We start from the raw sequence: 21,995 nt of genomic DNA, 5'->3' as shown, positions 1-21,995 counted from the left end.
GACGATCAAGATATCTTGACGTCAAGAGAAACCGAGAGGACGTACGCCATGACCGCATGGGACCCCGAGCGTTATCTGACCTACTCGGAGGAGAGGGCTCGACCGTTCACCGACCTCCTTCGCCGGGTCGGCGCAGATCGGCCGAAGGCCGTGGTGGACCTCGGCTGTGGTCCGGGCAATCTGACGGCCCTTGCGGCCGACCGTTGGCCGCAGGCGCGCGTGGTCGGGCTGGACTCCAGCCCGGCGATGATCGACAAGGCCCGCGCGAGTGTCGACGGCATCGATTTCGCGGTGGCGGATCTGCGTGACTGGGCCGAGTCTGCGGCGCCCGGATCTGTCGACGTACTCCTCTCCAACGCGACCCTTCAATGGGTTCCTGGCCACCTGGACCTGCTGCCGGCTCTGGCCCGGGCCGTGAGTGACCGCGGCTGGCTCGCCTTTCAGGTCCCCGGCAACTTCGACGAGCCCAGCCACCGGCTTCGCGCCGAGCTGGCCGCCGGGGCGCCGTACGCCGATCACACCCGCCATCTCGAGGCGCCCGCGTCGCACGACCCGGCCGTCTATCTCGACGAGCTGGTGAAGGAAGGCTTCGAGGTCGATGCCTGGGAGACGACGTACCTGCATGTGCTGACCGGCGATGACCCGGTCTTCACCTGGATCGCTGGAACGAGTCTGCGCCCGACGGCAGCCGCCCTCGAGAAGGCCGGCCTCTTCGAACCGTTCGCCGTGGAGCTCAAGGATCGTCTCGCGCGGGCCTATCCGGAACGAGAAGATTCCGTAGGAAACAGTTTCGTGCTGCTCCCGTTCCGCCGCGTCTTCGTGGTCGCCCGCAGGCTGGCAGCATGATGCGGATCCATCACGTGCAGGTCGGCATGCCCGCCGGCCACGAGGACGAGGCCCGAACCTTCTACGCGGATGGGCTCGGCCTGACCGAGGTGCCGAAGCCGACCGAGCTGGCCAAGCGCGGTGGCGCCTGGTTCCGTTCGCCCGGCGGCGCGGAGATCCATGTCGGGGTCGAGGAACCGCACCGACCGCAGGCCAAGGCCCACCCCGCGCTCGCGGTGGAGACCGAAGCGGACCTGGAGGCGATGGGGGCGCGGCTGATGAGACTCGGCTTCGACGTCGACTGGAGTCAGCGCCACAACGCCGACGGATTCCAGCGATTTCACGTCCATGATCCGTTCGGCAACCGTGTCGAGATCGTGTGGCCGCTCGACGGATAGCACGATCTGCGTCTCTGTGTGGGCGAAAACTGGAATCAAGCAAAAAGGACCGTAACGCCCACTGGTCTGGACCGTTGTCCCCCGGGGGATACAACAACGATGCCAGAAACGATGGAAGGCAAGACTTTGACTGACGACGTGACCGTCCCCCAGCCTCGGGACGCGGAGACGACAAGCGTGGTCAATCGAGTCCGCCGGGCTCAAGGCCAGCTCGGTGGGGTGCTCCGGATGATCGAAGACGGCCGTGAGCTGGCTGACGTGGTCGGGCAGCTCAAGGCAGTGACTCGTGCTCTCGACAAGGCAGCTTTCGCGCTCCTCTCCAACGAGCTGCGCCGCGCGCACGCCGACGGGGATCGCCCCGAGGAGATCGAGGAGCTCGAGAAGGTCTTCCTCTCCCTCTCCTGATCTCGGGCCAGGAGAGGGGAGGAGGTTACCCTCGGGTAACCTGACTGCCATGAGCCAGCTCTACGACCTCTGGAAGTCCTTCAACCGCGTCCCGGTTGTCGGCAAGCGAGCATTCTCGGTCGCGTTCGCGAAGAAGGCGCCGTACTTCGGGTCCATCCACCCGCTGGTCAACCAGCTGCGGCCCAACTATGCCGAGGTCGTCGTGCCCAACCGCAAGGGCAACCACAACCACATCGGGACCGTGCACGCCATCGCGCTGTGCAACGGTCTCGAGATGGCGATGGGTGCCCTTGCGGAGGTCACCATCCCGCGCGACAAGCGCTGGATCCCCAAGGGGATGACCGTCGCCTACACGGCCAAGGCCTCCACCGACATCACCTGCATCGCGGAGACCGACCAGGAGCAGTGGGACACCGCCGACGGTGACCTCGAGGTGAGGGTCAAGGGCCTCCGCGAGGACGGCACCGTCGTCATCGAGGGCACCATCAACCTCTGGGTGACGCCGAAGAAGAGATGAGAACGAGTACGTAGCGGTCCGCTGCCCCTAGGGGCAGCGGACCGCTTGTCGTTCTAGGTGCCACCTGCCAGCGTTACCGCCGGGGCTGGCCTACTTGGCCAGTGCAGCCTCGTCGGCCACAGGGTCGACGGCGCCTGCGTGACCGACCGGCGCTGCGGTGCGAGCCACCCGCCGCGTACGTCCCTCGATCCAGGTGGCCACCAGGCCGAGGACCGTGTTCAGGGCGATGTAGATGACTGCCACGACGATCGCCGCCGGGATCAGGTTGTGGAAGTTGGTGTCGAGTTGCTTCACCTGGTTGAGCAGTTCGCTGTAGCCGAGCACATAACCCAACGCGGTGTCCTTCAGTAGCACCACTAGCTGGGCGATGATCGCGGGCAGCATCGACCGGACCGCCTGCGGCAGCAGGATTGTACGCATCACTTGGCCACTGGTGAGGCCGATGGCGACTCCCGCCTCCTCCTGGCCCTTCGGGAGAGCACGTACGCCGGCGCGGATGATCTCGGCGATGACGGAGCCGTTGTAGAGCATCAGACCCAGCACGACGGCCCAGAAGATGCTGGTCGGTGTGATCCCGAGCGAGGGCTGCATGAAGTAGATGAAGAACATCAGCAGCAGCATCGGGATCGATCGGAAGAACTCCACGACGATGCCGCACGGGATGCTGACGAACTTCAGGTTCGAGAGCCGCCCGACAGCGAAGACGAATCCGAAGACCATGGCGAGCAGCGACCCGACCGCGAATGCCCGCAACGTCTCGATCATGCCGGGGATCAGCAGGTTGTTCCACACGTCGGCGTCGATGAACGGCGTCCACTTCTCACTCTCCCACTGGCCGGTCTCGTTGAACTTCGAGAAGACCAGCCAGGCGACGAAGCCGAGAACGACGAGGGTGACGCCGGAATAGACCCAGTTCAGCGCCTTCGCGCGGGGGCCGGGAGCGTCGTACAGAACAGAGGTGCTCATCGGATCACCGCGAACTTCTTGGAGGCCCAACCGGCGAGGAAGCCGACGGGCAGGGTCATGAGCATGAACCCGATCGAGAAGATGATGAAGATCAGCACGATCTGGTTGGGCTCGTTCTCCATCATCGTGCGCATCTGGCCGGACGCTTCATTGACGCCGGTGGCGGTGACGACGCCGATGGTGACCGCCACCGTGGTGTTCTTGATCATCGCGATGATGACGCTGGCCAGTGGGTTGAGCACCGACCGCAAAGCCTGCGGAAGGACGATCAGCCGAAGGTTCTGGGAGAAGGTGAGCCCGACCGCCCGGGCGGCCTCGGCCTGCCCGAGGGGGACGGTGTTGATCCCCGAGCGGAGGACCTCGCAGACGAAGGTCGAGGTGTAGACGGACAGCGCCAGCACTGCCATCCAGAAGTTCTGCTCGCTGAGGGAGAGCGTGACCTCCTCGGGCGGGCCGTAGATGTGGAGCTGGTAGACGAGCCCGAAGAGCGCGAAGAACATCACCAGCGTCAGCGGCGTGTTACGGAACGTGTAGACGATCGCGGCACCGATCCAGCGCAGCACCGGCACTGGAGAGACCCGAAACACGGCGAGTACGACGCCGAGCAGCAGCGCGAAGGTGCCGCTGAAGACAGCAAGTCTCAGGGTCAGTAAGAACGCTTCGAGGATGGCCGACCCATACTCGGAGAAGAGGTCCATGAGGTCCTTCCAGGATTTGCGGAGACGCCGAGTCGGCGCCGGACGGTCCGCGTTGCGGTCCGCTTGGCGCCGACTCGGCTATCGCTGAACGCTCAGTAGCGATCGACGGTCGGGGGCTCCGGCAGCTGGTAGCCGGACTCGCCGAGGTTGTCGTTGAACGCCTCTTCCCAGGCGCCGTCCTCGAAGGACTTCTCGATCAGGTCGTTGATCTTGTCGCGGTCCTCGCTGCCCTTGGGCAGACCCACGCCGTAGTTCTCCTCGGAGAACGGCGCGCCGACGATCTTGAACTCACCGGGGAACTGCTCGGCGTAGCCGGCCAGGATGATGTCATCGGTCGACATGGCGTCGATCTGACCGCCCTGCAGCGCCGTGACGCACTTGCTGTAGGTGTCGAACTCCTGCAGCTGCGCCTGCTTGGAGTAGTTGTCCTTGATGTTCTGGGCCGGGGTAGAGCCCGTCACCGAACACAGCTTCTTCCCGTTGAGCGAGTCCGGACCGGTGATGTCGGTGTTGTCTGCCTTGACCAGGAGGTCCTGACCGGCGACGTAGTAAGGCCCGGCGAAGTCGACCTCGGCCTTGCGCTCGTCGGTGATCGAGTAGGTCGCCAGGATCATGTCGACGGTGCCGTCCTTGAGGAACGTCTCGCGGTTGGCGGAGACGGCCTCGACGAACTGGATCTGGTCGTCGTCGTAGCCGAGGCCCTCGGCGATGTATTCCGCCATGTCGACGTCGAAGCCGGAGTAGTCGCCGTCGGCCTCCTTGAAGCCGAGACCGGGCTGGTCGAACTTGATGCCGATCTTGATCTTGTCGCCGCCGGCGTCGGAGCCGGTGTCGTCGCTGCCGCCACAGGCAGCGAGCGAGCCGGCGAGCGCGAGAGCGCCTGCGATCGCGGCGATCTTCTTGAGCTTCATCGTTTCCACCTTCTGGAATGTTTAAGGGTTTGGTGCGGTGCGGGGTTCAGGAGCCGAACGGCTCACCCGAGACGTACGTCAGTGCTTGAGGATCTTGCCGAGGAAGTCCTTGGCGCGCTCGGACTTCGGGTTGTCGAAGAACTCGTTCGGAGTGTTCGACTCGACGATCTGGCCGTCGGCCATGAAGACGACGCGGTCTGCGGCGACGCGGGCGAAGCCCATCTCGTGGGTGACCACGATCATGGTCATGCCCTCCTTCGCGAGGCTGACCATGACGTCGAGCACCTCCTTGACCATCTCCGGGTCGAGCGCGGAGGTGGGCTCGTCGAAGAGCATCACCTGCGGCCTCATCGCCAGCGCCCGCGCGATCGCGACGCGCTGCTGCTGGCCGCCGGAGAGCTGCGCGGGGTACTTCGCGGCCTGGGCGCCGACGCCGACGCGGTCGAGCAGCTTCTTCGCCTCCGCCTCGGCCTCGGACTTCTTGAGCTTGCGCACCTTCATCGGGCCGAGCGTGACGTTCTGCAGGATCGTCTTGTGGGCGAAGAGGTTGAAGCTCTGGAAGACCATCCCGACCTCGGCGCGCAGCTTGGCCAGGCCCTTGCCCTCTGCCGGCAGCTCCTTGCCGTCGAGCGTGATCGTCCCGGAGTCGATCGTCTCCAGCCGGTTGATCGTGCGGCAGAGGGTCGACTTCCCCGAACCCGAAGGCCCGATCACCACGACGACCTCGCCACGCTTGATCTCCAGGTTGATGTCCTGGAGCACGTGCAGGTCGCCGTAGTGCTTGTCGACGTGGTCAAGAACCACCAAAGCGTCTCCCGAAGGTGCGCTGGCGGGTTCGGTGTCAAGCACGGTCATGCCGCAGACCTAACCACATCCTGCATTGCACATCCATGACTTGGTCCCCGGTATCGGTTACAAGCAGATAACTGGTCGGGATTTCCTGCCGTTGGACCACATCGCCGTACTCTTGAGGACGCTATGACCGTGTCCACCGCCTCGAGCTCCGCATCGGCCCGTACGTACGAAGTCCGCACCTACGGCTGCCAGATGAACGTCCACGACTCCGAGCGCCTTTCGGGGCTGCTCGAAGATGCGGGCTACGCCAAGGCGAGGGCGGGCCAGCAGGCAGACGTGGTCGTCTTCAACACCTGCGCGGTCCGGGAGAACGCCGACAACAAGCTCTACGGCAACCTCTCCCACCTGGCCCCGATCAAGCAGGCCAACCCGGACCTCCAGATCGCCGTCGGCGGCTGCCTCGCCCAGAAGGACCGCGACACGATCACCAAGAAGGCGCCGTACGTCGACGTCGTGTTCGGGACGCACAACATCGGCTCGCTCCCGGTGCTGCTCGAGCGGGCCCGGGTGCAGGAGGAGGCCCAGGTCGAGATCCTGGAGTCCCTCGAGGTCTTCCCGTCCACGCTGCCGACCAAGCGGGAGTCCGCGTACGCAGCCTGGGTCTCGGTCTCCGTCGGCTGCAACAACACCTGCACGTTCTGCATCGTCCCCTCGCTGAGGGGGAAGGAGAAGGACCGGCGACCGGGCGAGATCCTCGCCGAGATCGAGGCGCTGGTCGCCGAGGGCGTCACCGAGGTGACCCTGCTGGGCCAGAACGTCAACGCCTACGGCGTCGAGTTCGGTGACCGGCAGGCCTTCTCGAAGCTGCTGCGCGCGTGCGGCGAGATCGAGGGCCTGGAGCGGGTCCGGTTCACCTCGCCTCATCCCGCCGAGTTCACCGACGACGTCATCGACGCGATGGCCGAGACGCCCAACGTGATGCCGTCGCTGCACATGCCGCTGCAGTCCGGCTCCGACCGGGTGCTGAAGGCGATGCGCCGCTCCTACCGCTCGACCAAATTCCTCGGCATCATCGAGCGCGTCCGCGCCGCCATCCCGGACGCGGCGATCACCACCGACATCATCGTCGGCTTCCCGGGGGAGACCGAGGAGGACTTCCAGGCCACCCTGGACGTGGTCCGTGAGTCTCGTTTCGCCTCGGCCTTCACGTTCCAGTACTCCAAGCGCCCCGGCACCCCGGCCGCCGACCTCCCCGACCAGATCTCTCCCGAGGTCGTCAAGGACCGCTATCAGCGCCTCGTCGACCTCGTCAACGAGATCGCCCACGAGGAGAACAAGAAGAACGTCGGGCGTACGTTGGAGCTCATGGTCGCCGAGGGCGAGGGCCGCAAGGACGCCGAGACCCACCGGCTCTCCGGTCGCGCGCCCGACAACCGCCTGGTGCACTTCAACTCGGCTGGAGCCGAGGGCGTACGTCCCGGCGACATGGTGAAGGTCGAGATCACCTACGCGGCCCCGCATCACCTGGTCGCCGACAGCCCCGTGCTCGAGGTGCGCCGCACTCGGTCCGGTGACGCCTGGGAGGCGCGCCAGGTGGTCTCGACGAGCTCGACCAACGGAGCCTCGGCGTCGGTCGGACTGGGCATGCCGTCTGTCGGGGTGCCCGCTCCGTTGCCGGCGGCTCCGGCCTGCGGCTGATCATTCGGAATCTCGTTACCCCGACAGCAAATTATCCGTAGCACCGTTCCCGGCGAGGGTATTTCTGCTCTAGCCTGAGGCAACTTGTCTCAGGAAGGGATTACCCATGTCGATTCCCAAGCTGGTCAACAGAGCAGTGGCGATGGGCGCGCTCGGAGTGCTCGTCGCGTCAGGTCTGGCAGCCGCGGCACCCGCAGGTGCGATGCAGGCGGCCGGGGGAGGCGGTGAGTGCTTCGACCCGCACGAGGCCGGTGCCGCCCGGGTCGCCGAAGGCACCAAGCAGGTCCACGACACCAACCACCTGACCGCGAAGCAGGCCGAGGCCAAGGAGAAGGCGCTCGCCGGCGCGCTTGCTGCGAAGGGGAAGAAGGGTGGCAACGCCAACCTCGGGCCGACGACCATCCCGACCTACATCCACGTCATCCAGGAGAACGCCACCACCGGCGCCGTCCCGCAGGCGAACATCGACGCTCAGATCGACGTGCTCAACGCGGCGTACGCCGGCACGCCGTTCTCCTTCGAGGTCGCCGGCCAGGACACCACGGTCAACCCGGCTTGGTATCCGATCATCTCCGGTTCGACGGGGGAGCGGGACATGAAGACTGCTCTGCGCCAGGGCGGCGACAACGCGCTCAACGTCTACATCGGCGAGATCGACGACGGACTGCTCGGCTGGGCGACCTTCCCGACCAAGAACATCGGGTCCCAGGACGGTGTGGTGATCCTCGCGGGCTCCCTGCCCGGTGGTGACGCGGCGCCGTACGACGAGGGTGACACCGGGACCCACGAGGTCGGCCACTGGCTGCACCTCTACCACACCTTCCAGGGTGGCTGTAAGGGCAAGGGCGACCAGGTCGCTGACACCCCGGCCGAGGCGGCCCCCGCCTTCGGCTGCCCGGAAGGATCCGACACCTGCACGGCTCCGGGCCTCGACCCGATCCACAACTTCATGGACTACACCGAGGACGCGTGCATGGACGAGTTCACGCCGGGTCAGGTGCAGCGCATGATCGACGGGTGGGTGGCGTACCGCGCCTGATCGCTGCTTGATCGGCTGTCTGTGAAAAGCGTCGAGCGCCGGGTCCCTTACGGGCCCGGCGCTCGATCCGTGTGATCAGCAGATCTGGATCAGTACTGCGACTGGCCCTGCTCGCCGCCGAAGCCGCCCTCGTTCGAGCCCTCGTTCGAGCCCTCGTCGGAGCCGTAGGAGGAGCCCTCGGACTGCTCCTGGCCGCCTCCGAAGCCGCCCTCGTTGGACTGCTCGCCGCCGCCGAAGCCACCCTCGCTCTGGCCACCCTCGGAGCCGTAGGACGAGCCGCCCTCGTTGGACTCCTGGCCGCCGAAGCCGCCCTCGGACTGCTCCTGGCCGCCTCCGAAGCCGCCCTCGTTGGACTGCTCGCCGCCGCCGAAGCCACCCTCGCTCTGGCCACCCTCGGAGCCGTAGGACGAGCCGCCCTCGTTGGACTCCTGGCCGCCGAAGCCGCCCTCGGACTGCTCCTGGCCGCCGCCGAAGCCGCCCTCGTTGGACTGCTCGCCGCCGCCGAAGCCGCCCTCGCTCTGGCCGCCCTCGCTCTGGCCCTCGGAGCCGCCGAAGCCGCCCTCGTTGGAGGACTGCTCGCCGTAGGAGGAGCCCTCGTTGGACTCCTGGCCGCCGAAGCCGCCCTCCTGGCCGCCCTCCTGGCCGTAGTTCTGCTGCTCGTCGCTGTTGCCGTAGTTCTCAGACATATTGGTCCACACTTCCGAGTAGTTGTGATCGGACCGGACTCGAAGCATGCAGGGCATGCTCCGCCCCCCGGCTGCCCCCTCGGTGGGGGCACGAGATTGAGACGGTCTAGACCGTTCCACGTGACGGCACTTCTGGCAACAGGTCCGTAACAGTGTTTCGGAAAAAGCCACGAAAAATGTCCATCAGGTGTACAAGGTCCGCAATGCGAGGCGGGGAGCAACCCGGTATGGGCTGCTCCCCGCCTCGCGGTAGGCGATGGCTCACTCGTTGCCGAGGTGCTCGTCACCCTTCTCGCGGGCGACGTCAACGCCCTGGTCGATCTTGTCGCTGAACTTCCCACCGGTCTTCTCGTCGACGGTGTTGCCCACCTGGTCGAGTCCGCCGTCGAGTGCCTTGTCGCTGATGCCCTCGGCCTTCTCGCTGCCGAGCAGGTCCTTCGCCTTGTCCAAGAAGCTCATGCTTCCCCCTCTGGATCGGTGGCTCCCCGTTTGAGCCAACTTGCGGCCAGACTAGTCACATGAAGGACGGCAGCAACAGGGGGACACGCGACGTAAATGGCTCATCTGAACTATCCGATCCAGGGACTTTTGCCCTACCGGGTATTCCGATCGTAGCCGTGGTCGGTGCCACCGCAGCGGGGAAGACATCGCTCTCCCTGGACCTCGCCGAGGCCCTCGATGGCGAGATCATCAACACCGACGCGATGCAGGTCTACCGCGGCATGGACATCGGGACGGCGAAGCTTCCGGTCGCCGAGCGACGAGGGATCCCACACCACCTGCTCGACCTGCTCGACATCGCGGAGCCGGCCTCCGTCGCCGACTTCCAGAGGCTGGCGCGAGACGAGATCGCGATGCTCAGGAAGGCCGGGAAGACGCCGGTCCTGGTCGGTGGCAGCGCGCTCTACACGCGCGCGATCCTGGATCGGTTCGACTTCCCGGGGACGTCGGACGAGATTCGGGAGCGACTGGAGCGAGAGCTCGAAACCGCAGGTGAGAAGGCGCTTCACGACCGCTTGCGCGCCTTGGATCCGGTCGCTGCCGAGCGGATCGAGATCGACAACGGTCGTCGTGTCGTACGCGCGCTGGAGGTCATCGAGCTGACCGGCGAGCCGTTCAGCGCGCGCCTTCCCGAGCAGGTCTACCACGACCCTGCCTCCATCCAGATCGGCGTCGACATCTCCCGAGAATCCTTGGACGTACGCATCCGGCAGCGCGTCGCGGAGATGTTCGAGTCCGGGTTCGTCGACGAGGTTGCCCGCCTTCTGGAGGCCGGGCTGGGACGGTCGCGGACGGCGGCCAAGGCCATCGGCTACCAGGAGGTCGCGGCGTACCTCTCCGGGGAGATGACCTTGGAGGGCGCCATGGAGCGGACCGCCATCAAGACGCGGCAGTTCGCGCGGCGCCAGGATGCCTGGTTCCGCAAGGATCCGAGGGTCGTGTGGGTCTCATATGATGATCCTTTTCGTCTCGAGAAGGCCGTCGCGGCGGTGCGGGCGGTGGGAATGTGAGCGAGCACGAGCGTGACCGTCTGCGGGAGCTGCTGGACGTGGTGCTCGCCGGCGCCGACAACGGCGAGCCGCGCACGCTGGCGCAGATGGCGGGGGACGCCTACACCTCGCCCTATCACTTCAACCGGCTCCTCTCCCGAGGCGCGGGCGAGCCGCCGGTGGCGATGCGGCGGCGGGTGATGCTCGAGCGGGCGGCCTGGCAGTTGAAGCACGGACGTACGGTGACCGATGCCGCGTGGGCGGCCGGGTACGAGTCGGTGGAAGGGTTCTCGCGGGCGTACGCGAAGGCCTTCGGCCACCCGCCGAGCACGGCCGCGGCCAGCCACTGGCTGCCGGCGCCGAACGGCATCCACTTCCACCCGCCGGAGTCGCTGTGGGTCGACTCGCAGGAACGGGTGCTCTCACCGCTGACCGAGCAGCTGGTGATGCACGACCTCGACGACACCAAGGCACTGCTCGACCAGGCCGCGGGCCTGCCCGAGGAGGTCCTCACCGAGGTCCGGCTGCCGGGTCACGAGGTCCTGACGTGGGACGGGCCGGAAGAGTCGATCCTCCAGGTCCTGGCGGCCACGGTGTGGTCCAAGGAGTGCTGGGTGGCCTCCATCGAGGGACTCTCGATGCCGGTCCGTGGCACTCCTGGCACGATCGCCGAGCTGGCCAGGCGTCACGATGCCGTGGCAGAGCGGTGGCTCGCCGTCGTGCACGACATCGAGCGTCGCGGAGCCTGGGAGGATCGGCTCATCGATGCCTTGTGCGAGCCACCGGAGAGCTTCCAGATCGGGTCGGTGGTCGCCCACGTCCTGACGTACGCAGCTCATCGGCGTCTGCTCGTCCGGGCGATGCTCCGGATGGCCGGTGTCGAGGTGGACCAGGGCGACCCGATCGAGTGGCTGCGGGCCCGCCGGGGTGAGGTGCCGTCGGTCTGAGCAGCCGCGGAATTGATTCGGCGCCCGTGCCGGGGCCTCGTACCCTGGGGCGGTGACCCCTACCTGGACTGAGATCAGCACCCTCGAGCAGCTCGTCGACCTGGTCGGCACCCCGCACGAGCGGGCCGTCAACAAGGGGCGGCCGGCGCTGCTCGACATCGACCGGGAGTGGCTCGCGGCGACGCCGTTCTGCGTGGTCGCGACCTCGGACGAGTCCGGGAACTGCGACGCCTCGCCCAAGGGGGACCCGGCCGGGTCGTTGGTGCACGTCATCGACGACAAGACGATCGCGATCGCGGAGCGTCCGGGCAACAAGCGCGTCGACGGCTACCGCAACGTACTCGTGAACCCGCACGTCGGGCTCAACTTCCTGATCCCGGGCCGTGGCGACACGCTGCGCATCAACGGGCGCGCGCGACTGGTCTCCGACGCGCCGTTCTTCGACGAGATGGTTGTCAAGGGCAAGCGGCCGATCCTCGCCCTGGTGGTCGACATCGACGACATCTACTTCCACTGCGCGAAGGCCTTCCTGCGCTCGGGCCTGTGGGACCCGGAGACCTGGGACCCCGGCCACCTCCCCAAGCGGGCCGTCATCGCCAAGCAGGTCGAGAACGACCCGCGTACGCTGGCGGAGATGGAGGACTACTACCGCACCGACACCTACTCGAAGTTCCTCTACTGATGACCTACCCGTATGTGAAGGGGCACGGCACGGAGAACGACTTCGTGCTGCTGCCGGACCTCGACGGGTCGGTGCACGGGATGCTGTCGGACGGGGCGATGGCCGATCGGGTCCGCGCCCTGTGCGACCGGCGGGCCGGCATCGGGGCGGACGGGATCCTGCGGGTGATCCGGACCGCCGCCTACGCCGGCGAGGACCGTCCGGTCAGCGACGCCGAGTGGTTCATGGACTACCGCAACGCCGACGGCACCGTGGCGGAGATGTGCGGCAACGGCACCCGGGTGTTCGCGGAGTACTTGCGCACGGCCGGGCTCGCCGGCGACGTCGTCACCTTCGCCACCCGTGCGGGCGACAAGACGCTGCGCGCGTCCGGTGACGTATGGACCGCCGACCTGGGCTCGCCGAAGCTGCTCGGGTCGACCCAGGTCTCCGTCGCCCACCACTTCTGGTCGGCCTGCAACGTCGACATGGGCAACCCGCACGCCGCCGCCGAGGTCGAGTCGATCGACCCCCACGGCCCGGTCGGCGACCTCTACGAGTCACCGATCTTCGACGAGGCGGTCTATCCCCACGGGGTCAACGTCGAGTTCTTCGTACGCGTGGCCGACCGCCACGTCGCCATGCGGGTCTTCGAGCGGGGCGCGGGCGAGACCCGCTCCTGCGGCACCGGCGCCTGCGCGGTGATGGTCGCCGCCGCCGAGGCGGACGGTCTCGGCGTCGCGCGCGATGCTGACGTGACGTACCGCGTCGACGTCCCCGGCGGCACCCTCCACGTGACCTGGACGACCGACGACCGCATCCTCCTCACCGGGCCTGCGGTCCTGGTCGCCGAAGGCACCACCACCCTCTGACCCGCCCTGCCGAAGCGTCAGGCAGGTCGGCCGAGACGTCGCTCCGGTCGGCCGAGACGTCATCCGGTGACGTCTCGGCCGACGTACGTGACGCCTCGGCCAGCGCGACTGACGTCTCGGCCAGCGCGACTGACGTCTCGGCCAGCGCGACTGACGTCTCGGCCAGCGCGACTGACGTCTCGGCCGACGCGAGTGACCTCTCGGCGAGATGGTTAGCGGGTATTCACCTCAGTGAGGGCAGTCACGTCTAGGGTGCTGCCCATGGAGTTGACTGATAGCACAGCGATCGTGACGGGTGCGGCCAGCGGGATCGGGGCGGCGACGGCCCGGGCGCTGGCGGCCAAGGGTGCGACGGTGATCGTCGCAGACATGCAGAAGGACAAGGGCGAGGCCCTGGCGGAGGAGATCAAGGGGCTGTTCGTGCCCGTCGATGTCACCGACACCGACCAGATCACCAACGCCGTGGAGCGGGCCGTGGAGATCGCCCCGCTGAAGGCGGTGGTCAACTCGGCCGGGATCGGCTGGGCACAGCGCACCATCGGGCGCGACGGTGAGATCGGGTCGGCGCACGACCTGGATGCGTACAAGAAGGTCATCGCGATCAACCTGATCGGCACCTTCGACATGTGCCGCCAGGCTGCGACGTACATCAGCCGCAACGAGCCGGACGCCAACGGCCAGCGTGGCGCGATCGTCAACCTGGCCAGCGTGGCCGCCTTCGACGGCCAGATCGGACAGGTCTCCTACTCCTCGTCCAAGGGGGGCGTCGTCGGCCTCACCCTCCCGCTCGCGCGCGACCTCGCCGCGGTCGGGATCCGGGTCAACACCGTCGCCCCCGGCCTGATCGACACCCCGATCTACGGGGAGGGCCCGGAGTCCGAGGCGTTCAAGGCCAAGCTCGGCGAGAGCGTGCTGTTCCCGCACCGCCTCGGCGTACCCGAGGAGTTGGCGAGCATGGTCGTGGAGTGCCTGACCAACGACTACATGAACGGTGAGACGATCCGCGTCGACGGCGGCATCCGGATGCCACCGAAGTGACCGGACGGGACTGAACCCAGATCCCACCGGACGCAAGGAGTACCCCGACGGCTGGCGCACCGCTAATGTGTGCGCCAGCCGCGGACAGCCCAGACCGCTCCGCGGACGTCGGAGCCAGGAGAGTTCGCATGTCCGATAAGGCGGACACCAGTACGTCGAAGGCGCTCGCGATCATCGAGTCCGAGGAGCCCGCCGAGCAGGCGGCGCCGACCGAGCCCGAGCGAAAGCTGCTGCTCACCCGGGAGACCATCGGCGTGATCGCGGTGGCAGCGGGCGTTCTGGCGGCGTGCCTGGTCGCGACGGCGCTGGTCGCCAACGGCAAGCCGGCCACCAGCGTCAGCCGGACCTGTCTGGGCCCGCCGATGACGGTCGCGGTGGCTCCCGAGGCGGAAACAGTCGTTGGTGACATCCTCGAGGACGCCGGCTGCGGTCAGATCGAGGTGCAGGCGACGAAGGCCGACCAGGTCCTCCAGCCGATGGCGGTCGGCGGTGATCTGCCCGACGTGTGGATCCCGGACTCCTCGCTCTGGCTGGAGCGCATCAAGCCGGCCGTCGAGCCGGTCACGCTGCGGGCCTCGATGGCCTCCTCCCCGGTCGTGCTCGTCTCCGGTGACGGGCTCGCCCGCACCTCCTACGCCGAGGCCTTCGCCGAGGACGACCTGCTGATGGGCGATCCGCAGCGGATGCTGAGCGCGCTCGGTACGGTCGTCGCCAGCCAGGGGAAACCTGAGCGCGAGACCAAGCTGGAACCGTACGCCGCAAGGATCGCCTCCGGCGAAGAGGGCATCGCGCCGACCGACACCGCGCGCCTGGCAGAGCTGCAGACCGTGATGAGCGGAGTGACTGCGACCAGCGAGCAGCAGTGGTCGACGTACGCGCCGATGCTGAAGGCCAGTGCGCCGAAGGAGGGCACGGTGGTGCTCGACTACCCGGTCCTGATCACCGCCGACTCCTCGCGTCGCAACGCGATCGCCTCCACGATCACCGCCTTCGCGCGGGTGCTCGACAGCGGGGCCGCCGACACCGCGCTGACGCAGGCCGGGTTCCGCACCGCCGGCGCCGGCAAGCCGTCTCCCAACGTCGGTGCGTTCACCCGGGTCGAGCCCGCCGTCGTAGACAAGGCCGCCTCGGACTGGAGCGCCAAGCTGCTGCCCACCCGAACGATCGCGGTCGTGGACGTATCCGGGTCGATGGCCTGGCCGGCTGCTCCCGACAGCGCGACGACACGCCTCCAGGTCACCCAGGCGGCGGTGTCCGAGGCCCTCGAGGTCCTGCCGGGCGGCGCCGCGCTCGGGCTGTGGGCCTTCTCCGAGAAGACCGAGGGCGAGCTCGACGGCGACCACGCCGTGCTCGTCCCGACCCGCCAGCTGGTTGCGAAGGGCCAGCGCACGCAGCTGACCGAGGAGATCTCCGGTCTCACCGGGCGCACCGGCGGCGGCACCGCCCTGCACGACAGCGCGCTCGCCGCCTACCAGGCCGCGGTCGCCTCCTATGACCCGCTCGCCTCCAACAGCGTGCTGATCTTCACCGACGGCACCAACGACGACCCCGAATCGCTGGACCTCGACGAGCTCCTGCGTCAGCTCGAGGCCGCCTCCGACCCACGGCGGCCGGTCCGGGTGCTGGGCGTCGGGATCACCGCCGACGCCGACATGGGCGCGCTGCAGGCGATCGCGGATGCGACCGGTGGGGCTGCGTACGTCGCAGAGCGCCCGGAAGACGTGGAGAACGTCCTTCGAGAGGCCCTCGGGCAGCGCTGAGGCGCGCTCTTGGACAAGCCTTCAGATAAGCATTGTCCCCCGGGTGGTGTGGCGCCGTATCCTTGTTGGTATATGACGAACAACGCACACGATTTTTCACTCGCTGACGAGCTCGAGGCCACCGAGGACTGGGACGCGCTCGACACCGAGCCCGATGCGGATGGCTTCGAGAGCGCCGAAGAGTATGGGTACAGCGCCGACGAGGATCCCGAGGACATCGACCCGACCGTCGGTGCCATGGAGCTCGCCGAGCGGCACGCGCTCAAGCGAGTCGCCAGCCTGCGCACCGAGCTCGAGGACATCACCGAGGTCGAATACCGCCAGCTGCGGCTGGAGCGAGTGGTGCTCGTGGGCGTGTGGGCCGGTGGCACCCAGACCGACGCCGAGAACTCCCTGGCCGAGCTCGCACTGCTCGCCGAGACGGCCGGCTCGGAGGTGCTCGAGGCGATCTACCAGCGTCGCCAGGCGCCGGACCCCGCGACGTACATCGGACGCGGCAAGGTCGAGGCGCTCAAGGAGATCGTCGCCGCGACCGGCGCCGACACCGTGATCGCCGACGGCGAGCTGGCGCCGAGCCAGCTGCGAAACCTCGAGGACCGCACCGGGGTCAAGGTCGTCGACCGCACCGCGCTGATCCTCGACATCTTCGCTCAGCACGCCAAGTCGCGTGAGGGGCAGACGCAGGTGGAGCTCGCCCAGCTCAGCTACATGAAGCAGCGGCTTCGTGGCTGGGGTGGCAACCTGTCGCGCCAGGCCGGTGGCCGGGTCGCCGGTGGTGCCGGTATCGGTGGACGTGGTCCCGGTGAGACGAAGATCGAGACCGACCGCCGTCGGATCAACACCAAGATCGCCAAGCTCAACCGTGAGCTGAAGGCGATGAAGGGCACCCGCGACACCAAGCGTGCCGACCGCAAGCGCCACCACATCCCGGCGGTCGCGATCGCCGGCTACACCAACGCCGGCAAGTCGTCGCTGCTCAACCGGCTCACCGGCGCCGGCGTGCTCGTCGAGGACGCTCTCTTCGCGACCCTGGACCCGACCACGCGCAAGACGACTACCGACGACGGCCGGGTCTACACGATGTCCGACACCGTCGGGTTCGTGCGCCACCTGCCCCACCAGCTCGTCGAGGCCTTCCGCTCGACGCTGGAGGAGGTCGCCGACGCCGATCTGGTCGTGCACGTCGTCGACGGCTCCCACCCCGACCCCGAGGGTCAGCTGGCCGCGGTGCGTGAGGTGTTCGCCGAGATCGGTGCCAGCGAGGTGCCCGAGCTCGTCGTGATCAACAAGGCCGACATCGCCGACCCGCTCGTGATCGCCAGACTGCAGCGGGCCGAGCCGCACTCGGTCGCGGTCTCGGCCAAGACCGGCGAAGGTATCGACGCGGCCATCAAGGCCGTCGAGACCGACCTCCCGAGGCCGGGCGTGGAGTTCTCCGCGCTGGTTCCCTACGAGCGAGGTGACCTGGTCAACCGGATCCATCAGCACGGTGAGATCGACCACCTCGAGCACACCGCCGAAGGCACCGTCGTCAAGGGCCGTGCCAACGCGGACCTGGCCGGCGAGCTGGCCGCATATTCTGCGTGACCTCAGACCGCTGACCTCAGGCCGCTGATCCAGCGGCGGTATCGGCGTTTCGACGTTGGCGATGCCAGGCTCGTCCCGCACACTTGGGACGATCGGTCGTTGGGGAGGGCACGGATGCGAAGACAGGTACGCCGGGCGACGCGCGCGACGATCGTGAGCGCGCTGGCCGGTGCTGTCCTGGTGGCCACGCTCGCAGGCTGTTCCCGCGAGGAGGACGGCGCGCTCCCCGGGCAGGTGCCGGGCCACGAGACGCAGGTGACCCAGGACCTGTGCACGCGGCTGGCCGCCGAGTCGGTGGCCCGTGCCGCGGTGGTGACGGGGGCCGGTGAGCGGATCGTCGTGATCGGTGACTCCTGGGCCTCCGGCTTCGGGCTGGACGACCCCGGCCAGTCGTGGCCGCGCTACCTCGACGGCGAGGTGCGCGTCTCCGGCTTCGGGGGCACCGGCTACTCGCGTGGGCTGATGGAGCGGTGCGGCCCGATCTCCTTCCCAGAGCGCGTTCCCGACGTGCTCACCCAGGGAGCCGACCTGGTCGTCCTCGAGGGCGGCATCAACGACTCCAAGAGCGATCTCGACGAGGTCGAGAAGGGCTTCCGGGCCACCCTGGACAAGCTGAAGGACTACGAGGTCATCGTGCTCAGCGCCCCCAAGGTGAACTCGCGCGCCAAGGCCATCAGGGTCGTCAACAAGATGATGCGACGGGTCGCGGCGGAGTACGGAGTGACGTACATCAATGTCTTCGACCTGGAGCTGCCCATGCTCGAGGACAACACTCATCTGACCGTCGCGGGTCACATGCAGTTCGGGGAGATCGTCGCCCGGCGGATCGCGGAGAGCCGATCGGAGACTGTCCCCGCGCACGGCTAAGGTTGCCCGAGTGACCGCAACCGAAACCGTCCCCCAGTCGCCCGTTCGCGAAGCCCTCGCGGATGCGGTCGCGACCCTCGGCGGGGCCACTCGCGAGGGTCAGGTGCTGATGGCCGACGCGGTCGCGCAGGCGCTCGCCGACGAGGAGCACCTGCTGGTCGAGGCCGGCACCGGCACCGGCAAGTCGCTGGCCTACCTGGTCCCGTCGCTGCTCCACGACAGCCGGGTCGTGGTCGCCACCGCGACGCTGGCGCTGCAGCACCAGCTCGTCGAGCGCGACCTGCCGCGCCTGGTCAAGGCGATCGGCTCGCGCCCCGGCGTCGACGCCTCCTACGCCGTCCTCAAGGGCCGCTCCAACTACGCCTGCCTTCATCGCGTGCGCGAAGGGGCTCCCGACGATCAGGGCACCCTGGTCGACGTCCCGCTGGGCCCGATGGCCGAGAAGGTCCTCGAGCTTCGCAGCTGGGCCGAGAAGGAGGCCGAGAAGGGCGGCAGCGGCGAGCGTGACTCCGCGCCCCGCCACACCGACCGCGAGTGGCGTCAGGTCTCGGTCAACCACCGCGACTGCCTGGGCGCCGCCAAGTGCCCCTTCGGCGAGGAGTGCTTCGTCGAGGTCGCCCGCGACAAGGCCCAGAAGAGCCACCTGATCGTCACCAACCACTCCCTGCTCGCGATCGACGCGATCGAGGGCGTGCCGATGATCCCGGAGTACGACGCCGTGGTGATCGACGAGGCCCACGAGCTCGTCGCCCGAGTGACCCAGGCGGCGACCGACGAGCTGACGGCCGCCGAGGTGGAGCGGGCCGCCCGCCGGGCTCAGAAGCACATCGACGGATCCGAGGCCGACGACCTGGCCGACGCCTCCGACGCGTTGCGGGCGGCGATCAACGAGAGCTCACCCGGGCGGTTCGTGACCCTCCCCGAGGTCATCTCCGACGCGCTCGTGCTGGTGCGCGACGCCGCGCGGTCCGCTATCTCCGCGCTCCCCAAGCCGAAGGACTCCGACGGCGCCGACCCCGGCTTCCAGCAGGCCAAGGGTGGCCTGCAGGAGGTCTTCACCACCGCGGAGCGGATGGCCGCTGCCTCCGAGCACGACGTGATCTGGCTCAACGAGGGCGGCGATCGGATCCCTCCCCGCCTGTGCGTCGCTCCGCTGCAGGTCTGGGCGCAGATGCGCGAGAAGCTGCTCACCGAGAAGACCGTCGTCTTCGCCTCGGCAACCCTCAAGCTCGGCGGCGACTTCGGCCCCGTGGCCGGATCCCTCGGGCTGAAGGCGGAGGAGCGCACCGAGCTGGGCGCCGGGGCACAGCGTACGGACGATGTGCTGCCGTGGGTCGGGCTGGATGTCGGCAGCCCGTTCGACTACGGCAGGCAGGGGATCTTGTACGTCGCCCGCCACCTGCCCCCTCCTGGGCGCGACGGCATGGGCGCCAAGACCATGGACGAGATCGTCGACCTGGTCGACGCCGCGGACGGGCGTACGCTCGGCCTCTTCTCCTCACGTCGTGCCGCCGAGGCGGCGGCCGAGGTCGTGCGTCAGAAGCTGCCCCACCTGACCACCCTGGCCCAGGGCGACGCCCAGCTGCCCGAACTCGCCGCGCAGTTCGTCGCCGACCCGCACACGGTGCTCTTCGGGACGCTGTCGCTGTGGCAGGGGCTCGACGTGCCCGGCGACACCTGCCAGCTGGTGATCATCGACCGGATCCCGTTCCCGCGGCCCGACGACCCGCTGATGTCGGCCCGGCAGCAGGCCGCCGACAAGGCCGGCGGCAACGGGTTCATGCAGGTCGCGGCCACCCATGCGGCGCTGCTGTTGGCGCAGGGGGCCGGTCGGCTGATCCGCACCACCAGCGACCGTGGGGTCGTGGCGGTGCTCGACGCCCGTCTGGCGACCGCCCGTTACGGCGGGTTCCTCAAGGCGAGCCTGCCGCCGATGTGGGCCACCACCGACCCCGATGTCGTCCGGAAGGCGCTCAAGCGGCTCTCCGAGCTGGCCTCTGCCTGAGCCGGCGGCTATCGGCTCGTCCAGACAAAACTCACGCCGAGTCGGCTCGTCAGAACGAGCCGACTCGGCGTGAGTTCGTGCGTCAGCGGTAGGTCTTCGCCCACCAGCGGTGGGTGGCCTTGTCGGGCGAGGCGACACCGCGGCAGGAGAAGGCGGTGCCCTGGCCGCACTTGAAGTTGCTGCTCGCGTTGGCGAAGGTGACCTCGACCTTGCGGATCCGCTTGGAGGAGAAGCCCTCGATGGTCTTGGTGGCGATGCCCTTGCTGTTGGGCTTGAGGTGGTAGACGCCGCGGGTGCCGTCGGTGCGGAAGATGCTGATGACGGCGGCGTTGGCGCTGGGGCGAGCCACGTCGACCTTGATCCGCAGCTTCCAGCCCTTGCCGACCTTCTTCGGGACCAGGCGCTGGGAGGCGTAGGTGAGGTGCTTGAGGGTGAACTTGCCGTCGACCGTCTGCCGCTTGGCGGGCAGCGCGGTGCGGCCGTCGTAGACCGGCGCGTAGTAGGCGCCGCCCTCGCTGTAGTTCTTCGAGGGAGCCAGGTTGGCGGCGGCGAAGCGGGCGTACTGAGTCTTCAGGGTGGTGCCTCGGGCCGCGAGCGCCCGGCGGATGGCGAGGGTGGAGTAGGTCGACGGGGCGCGGTTCCAGACGTCGAGGACCACCGCCGGCAGGTCGCCGCGCTCCCGGGTGAAACGCTCGGAGAGGTAGCGGAAGAAGATCCAGTTGCCGTAGATGCCGAGGTTGGAGGCGTAGGAGTTGTCCAGCGGCTTGCGCTGGTCCTCGAGCTGGCCGTAGCCCAGATACTGCCGGTTGTCGTTGATGCTGTCGTAGACCTCGTCCTCGACCCAGGTCGCGGTGGACTCCATCATCCAGCGGTCCTCGCCGGCGTCGTAGGCGAACTGGACCGCGTGGAAGTACTCGTGGGCAGCCGTCACCCGAAGGTTCTCGGTCGGTGTGTTGAACGAGCCGTACTCGCTGGTGGCGTAGTCGTTGTCCAGGACGCAGTAAGCGGTCGCGGCGGTCTTGGAGACCTTCGTCTCGGGCGCGCAGTAGCCGTAGTAGCCCTCGTCGTAGAGGTTCTCCAGGTAGATGTCGACCTTGCCCGGGGTGACCGCCTTGTCGGCTGCGGGCTTGCGGTAGCCGGCCTTCACGTAGATGTTGTGAACCTTGGTGACGACGTCGCGGACCTGGGTCGCGTACGCCACGGAGGCCCTGTCGCCGCCCTTGCCCGGGGTGTAGTGGACGCAGACCGCGGTGCTGCAGGTCTGGGTGGCGGCGCGGGGGCGGGCGAGCAGCTCGCGCGCGGCCGTCTCGTTGGAGCCGTCCAGGGCTTCCTTGGCGTTCCACAGGTCGGCCAGCGCGATCGTCGCGTCAGGCCGGCCGGCGACGTGCCGCCCGGGCACGACCTGTCGAGTGCCGCGCACCGACTGGTTGCGCTTGATCTTCTTGGCGGTGGCGAGCGCCTCTTCAGCCGCCTCCTCCGTCACCGGCTGCGCGGTCGCCTGCTCCTCGGCGCTGACCTCACCGCCGGTCCTCACCGACGCAGGGGTCGACCCGGTTGCGGGCATGGTGGCGGCGAACGTCGCTACGACCATGCCTGCGATCAGGACGAGGGAGCGTTGTTTGCGGGTGATCCGGCGGGCAATGTTTCGCATGAGATACCAGACGTTCGGGAAGGCAGACCAGGGCAGTCTAAGCGCAGGGGGCCGACCCTACACCGGTGAAACGCCTGAACGGGCCGCGAGACGTGATGGAGGCGGTTGCTCCCGGTTGCGGTGGCGTACGCCCCGCTCTGCGTGAAAACGACGCAGCCGCCGACCCGTCGTGGGTCGGC

General features: G+C 68.1%; 22 protein-coding genes. 15 read left to right on the top strand and 7 right to left on the bottom strand.

Annotated elements, in window-relative coordinates; all coding sequences use genetic code 11:
- The first annotated feature begins 48 nt into the window (after positions 1-48).
- The 4 genes from IEY84_RS02455 (at position 49) to IEY84_RS02440 (ending at position 2,145) form a co-directional block, all read left to right on the top strand.
- The gene (locus IEY84_RS02455; RefSeq protein ID WP_183541890.1) at positions 49-846 is read left to right on the top strand and encodes a methyltransferase domain-containing protein; all 798 of its coding nucleotides are present in this window, start codon (positions 49-51) and stop codon (positions 844-846) included.
- A complete protein-coding gene (locus IEY84_RS02450) occupies positions 843-1,223 on the top strand; it encodes a VOC family protein (protein ID WP_183541888.1) in 381 nt (126 codons plus the stop codon). Before IEY84_RS02455 ends, IEY84_RS02450 begins: the two co-directional genes overlap by 4 nt.
- Before the next feature lie 138 nt (positions 1,224-1,361).
- Entirely contained in the window at positions 1,362-1,628 is a 267-nt protein-coding gene (locus IEY84_RS02445; RefSeq protein WP_179661117.1) for a metal-sensitive transcriptional regulator, read from the top strand.
- A gap of 49 nt (positions 1,629-1,677) precedes the next feature.
- Complete coding sequence (locus IEY84_RS02440) at positions 1,678-2,145, top strand: hotdog fold domain-containing protein (protein ID WP_183541886.1); 468 nt, start codon at positions 1,678-1,680, stop codon at positions 2,143-2,145.
- Positions 2,146-2,235: 90 nt separating this feature from the next.
- Here the strand turns inward: IEY84_RS02440 and IEY84_RS02435 are convergent, their stop codons facing one another.
- The 4 genes from IEY84_RS02435 to IEY84_RS02420 all read right to left on the bottom strand — a co-directional run bounded on the left by IEY84_RS02435 (position 2,236) and on the right by IEY84_RS02420 (position 5,575).
- Positions 2,236-3,111 carry an amino acid ABC transporter permease gene (locus IEY84_RS02435; protein ID WP_183541884.1) on the bottom strand — a complete coding sequence of 292 codons (876 nt, stop codon included), beginning with the start codon at positions 3,109-3,111 and terminating at the stop codon, positions 2,236-2,238.
- Positions 3,108-3,809 (bottom strand): amino acid ABC transporter permease, encoded by a 702-nt coding sequence (locus IEY84_RS02430; RefSeq protein WP_183541882.1) that lies wholly within the window; start codon positions 3,807-3,809, stop codon positions 3,108-3,110. The genes IEY84_RS02435 and IEY84_RS02430 overlap by 4 nt, the downstream gene beginning before the upstream one ends.
- 92 nt (positions 3,810-3,901) lie before the next feature.
- Positions 3,902-4,720: a glutamate ABC transporter substrate-binding protein gene (locus tag IEY84_RS02425; RefSeq protein ID WP_183541880.1), complete on the bottom strand. Its 819-nt coding sequence runs from the start codon at positions 4,718-4,720 to the stop codon at positions 3,902-3,904.
- Between the two features lie 78 nt (positions 4,721-4,798).
- On the bottom strand, positions 4,799-5,575 hold the full coding sequence (locus tag IEY84_RS02420) for an amino acid ABC transporter ATP-binding protein (protein WP_373292278.1): 777 nt from the start codon (positions 5,573-5,575) through the stop codon (positions 4,799-4,801).
- Between the two features lie 123 nt (positions 5,576-5,698).
- On the opposite strand from IEY84_RS02420, the gene miaB reads away from it, so the two are divergent.
- Together miaB and IEY84_RS02410 are read left to right on the top strand one after the other, a co-directional pair.
- Positions 5,699-7,213: a tRNA (N6-isopentenyl adenosine(37)-C2)-methylthiotransferase MiaB gene (gene miaB, locus IEY84_RS02415; protein WP_183541878.1), complete on the top strand. Its 1,515-nt coding sequence runs from the start codon at positions 5,699-5,701 to the stop codon at positions 7,211-7,213.
- A gap of 106 nt (positions 7,214-7,319) precedes the next feature.
- Complete coding sequence (locus tag IEY84_RS02410) at positions 7,320-8,252, top strand: zinc metalloprotease (RefSeq protein WP_183541877.1); 933 nt, start codon at positions 7,320-7,322, stop codon at positions 8,250-8,252.
- Between the two features lie 89 nt (positions 8,253-8,341).
- Here IEY84_RS02410 and IEY84_RS02405 read toward each other — a convergent pair whose 3' ends face one another.
- Entirely contained in the window at positions 8,342-8,938 is a 597-nt protein-coding gene (locus IEY84_RS02405; protein ID WP_189129286.1) for a hypothetical protein, read from the bottom strand.
- A 261-nt stretch (positions 8,939-9,199) separates the two neighbouring features.
- Positions 9,200-9,397 (bottom strand): antitoxin, encoded by a 198-nt coding sequence (locus tag IEY84_RS02400; RefSeq protein ID WP_183541875.1) that lies wholly within the window; start codon positions 9,395-9,397, stop codon positions 9,200-9,202.
- Positions 9,398-9,555: 158 nt separating this feature from the next.
- Here IEY84_RS02400 and miaA point away from each other — a divergent pair, with 158 nt between their 5' ends.
- The 9 genes from miaA (at position 9,556) to IEY84_RS02355 (ending at position 20,165) form a co-directional block, all read left to right on the top strand.
- Positions 9,556-10,449 (top strand): tRNA (adenosine(37)-N6)-dimethylallyltransferase MiaA, encoded by an 894-nt coding sequence (gene miaA, locus IEY84_RS02395; RefSeq protein WP_229788236.1) that lies wholly within the window; start codon positions 9,556-9,558, stop codon positions 10,447-10,449.
- On the top strand, positions 10,446-11,375 hold the full coding sequence (locus IEY84_RS02390; protein ID WP_183541874.1) for a helix-turn-helix domain-containing protein: 930 nt from the start codon (positions 10,446-10,448) through the stop codon (positions 11,373-11,375). Before miaA ends, IEY84_RS02390 begins: the two co-directional genes overlap by 4 nt.
- Before the next feature lie 52 nt (positions 11,376-11,427).
- Positions 11,428-12,057 (top strand): pyridoxamine 5'-phosphate oxidase family protein, encoded by a 630-nt coding sequence (locus tag IEY84_RS02385; RefSeq protein WP_183541873.1) that lies wholly within the window; start codon positions 11,428-11,430, stop codon positions 12,055-12,057.
- Positions 12,057-12,908 (top strand): diaminopimelate epimerase, encoded by an 852-nt coding sequence (gene dapF, locus IEY84_RS02380; protein ID WP_183541871.1) that lies wholly within the window; start codon positions 12,057-12,059, stop codon positions 12,906-12,908. Before IEY84_RS02385 ends, dapF begins: the two co-directional genes overlap by 1 nt.
- Positions 12,909-13,169: 261 nt before the next feature.
- Complete coding sequence (locus IEY84_RS02375; protein ID WP_183541868.1) at positions 13,170-13,946, top strand: SDR family NAD(P)-dependent oxidoreductase; 777 nt, start codon at positions 13,170-13,172, stop codon at positions 13,944-13,946.
- A 128-nt stretch (positions 13,947-14,074) separates the two neighbouring features.
- On the top strand, positions 14,075-15,706 hold the full coding sequence (locus tag IEY84_RS02370; protein WP_183541867.1) for a VWA domain-containing protein: 1,632 nt from the start codon (positions 14,075-14,077) through the stop codon (positions 15,704-15,706).
- Positions 15,707-15,778: 72 nt separating this feature from the next.
- Positions 15,779-17,293 (top strand): GTPase HflX, encoded by a 1,515-nt coding sequence (hflX, locus tag IEY84_RS02365; protein WP_183541865.1) that lies wholly within the window; start codon positions 15,779-15,781, stop codon positions 17,291-17,293.
- A gap of 114 nt (positions 17,294-17,407) precedes the next feature.
- Positions 17,408-18,160 (top strand): SGNH/GDSL hydrolase family protein, encoded by a 753-nt coding sequence (locus IEY84_RS02360; protein ID WP_183541863.1) that lies wholly within the window; start codon positions 17,408-17,410, stop codon positions 18,158-18,160.
- Between the two features lie 10 nt (positions 18,161-18,170).
- Positions 18,171-20,165: an ATP-dependent DNA helicase gene (locus IEY84_RS02355; protein ID WP_183541861.1), complete on the top strand. Its 1,995-nt coding sequence runs from the start codon at positions 18,171-18,173 to the stop codon at positions 20,163-20,165.
- 82 nt (positions 20,166-20,247) lie between these two features.
- Here the strand turns inward: IEY84_RS02355 and IEY84_RS02350 are convergent, their stop codons facing one another.
- On the bottom strand, positions 20,248-21,816 hold the full coding sequence (locus IEY84_RS02350) for an MXAN_6640 family putative metalloprotease (RefSeq protein WP_183541859.1): 1,569 nt from the start codon (positions 21,814-21,816) through the stop codon (positions 20,248-20,250).
- Positions 21,817-21,995 lie beyond the last annotated feature (179 nt).

Origin of the sequence: Nocardioides albus (assembly GCF_014648255.1) — a bacterium.
In the GTDB taxonomy this organism is placed as follows: domain Bacteria; phylum Actinomycetota; class Actinomycetes; order Propionibacteriales; family Nocardioidaceae; genus Nocardioides; species Nocardioides albus.
Note: the sequence above shows the minus strand (reverse complement) of the source record. Positions and strands in the feature narration are given on the sequence as shown.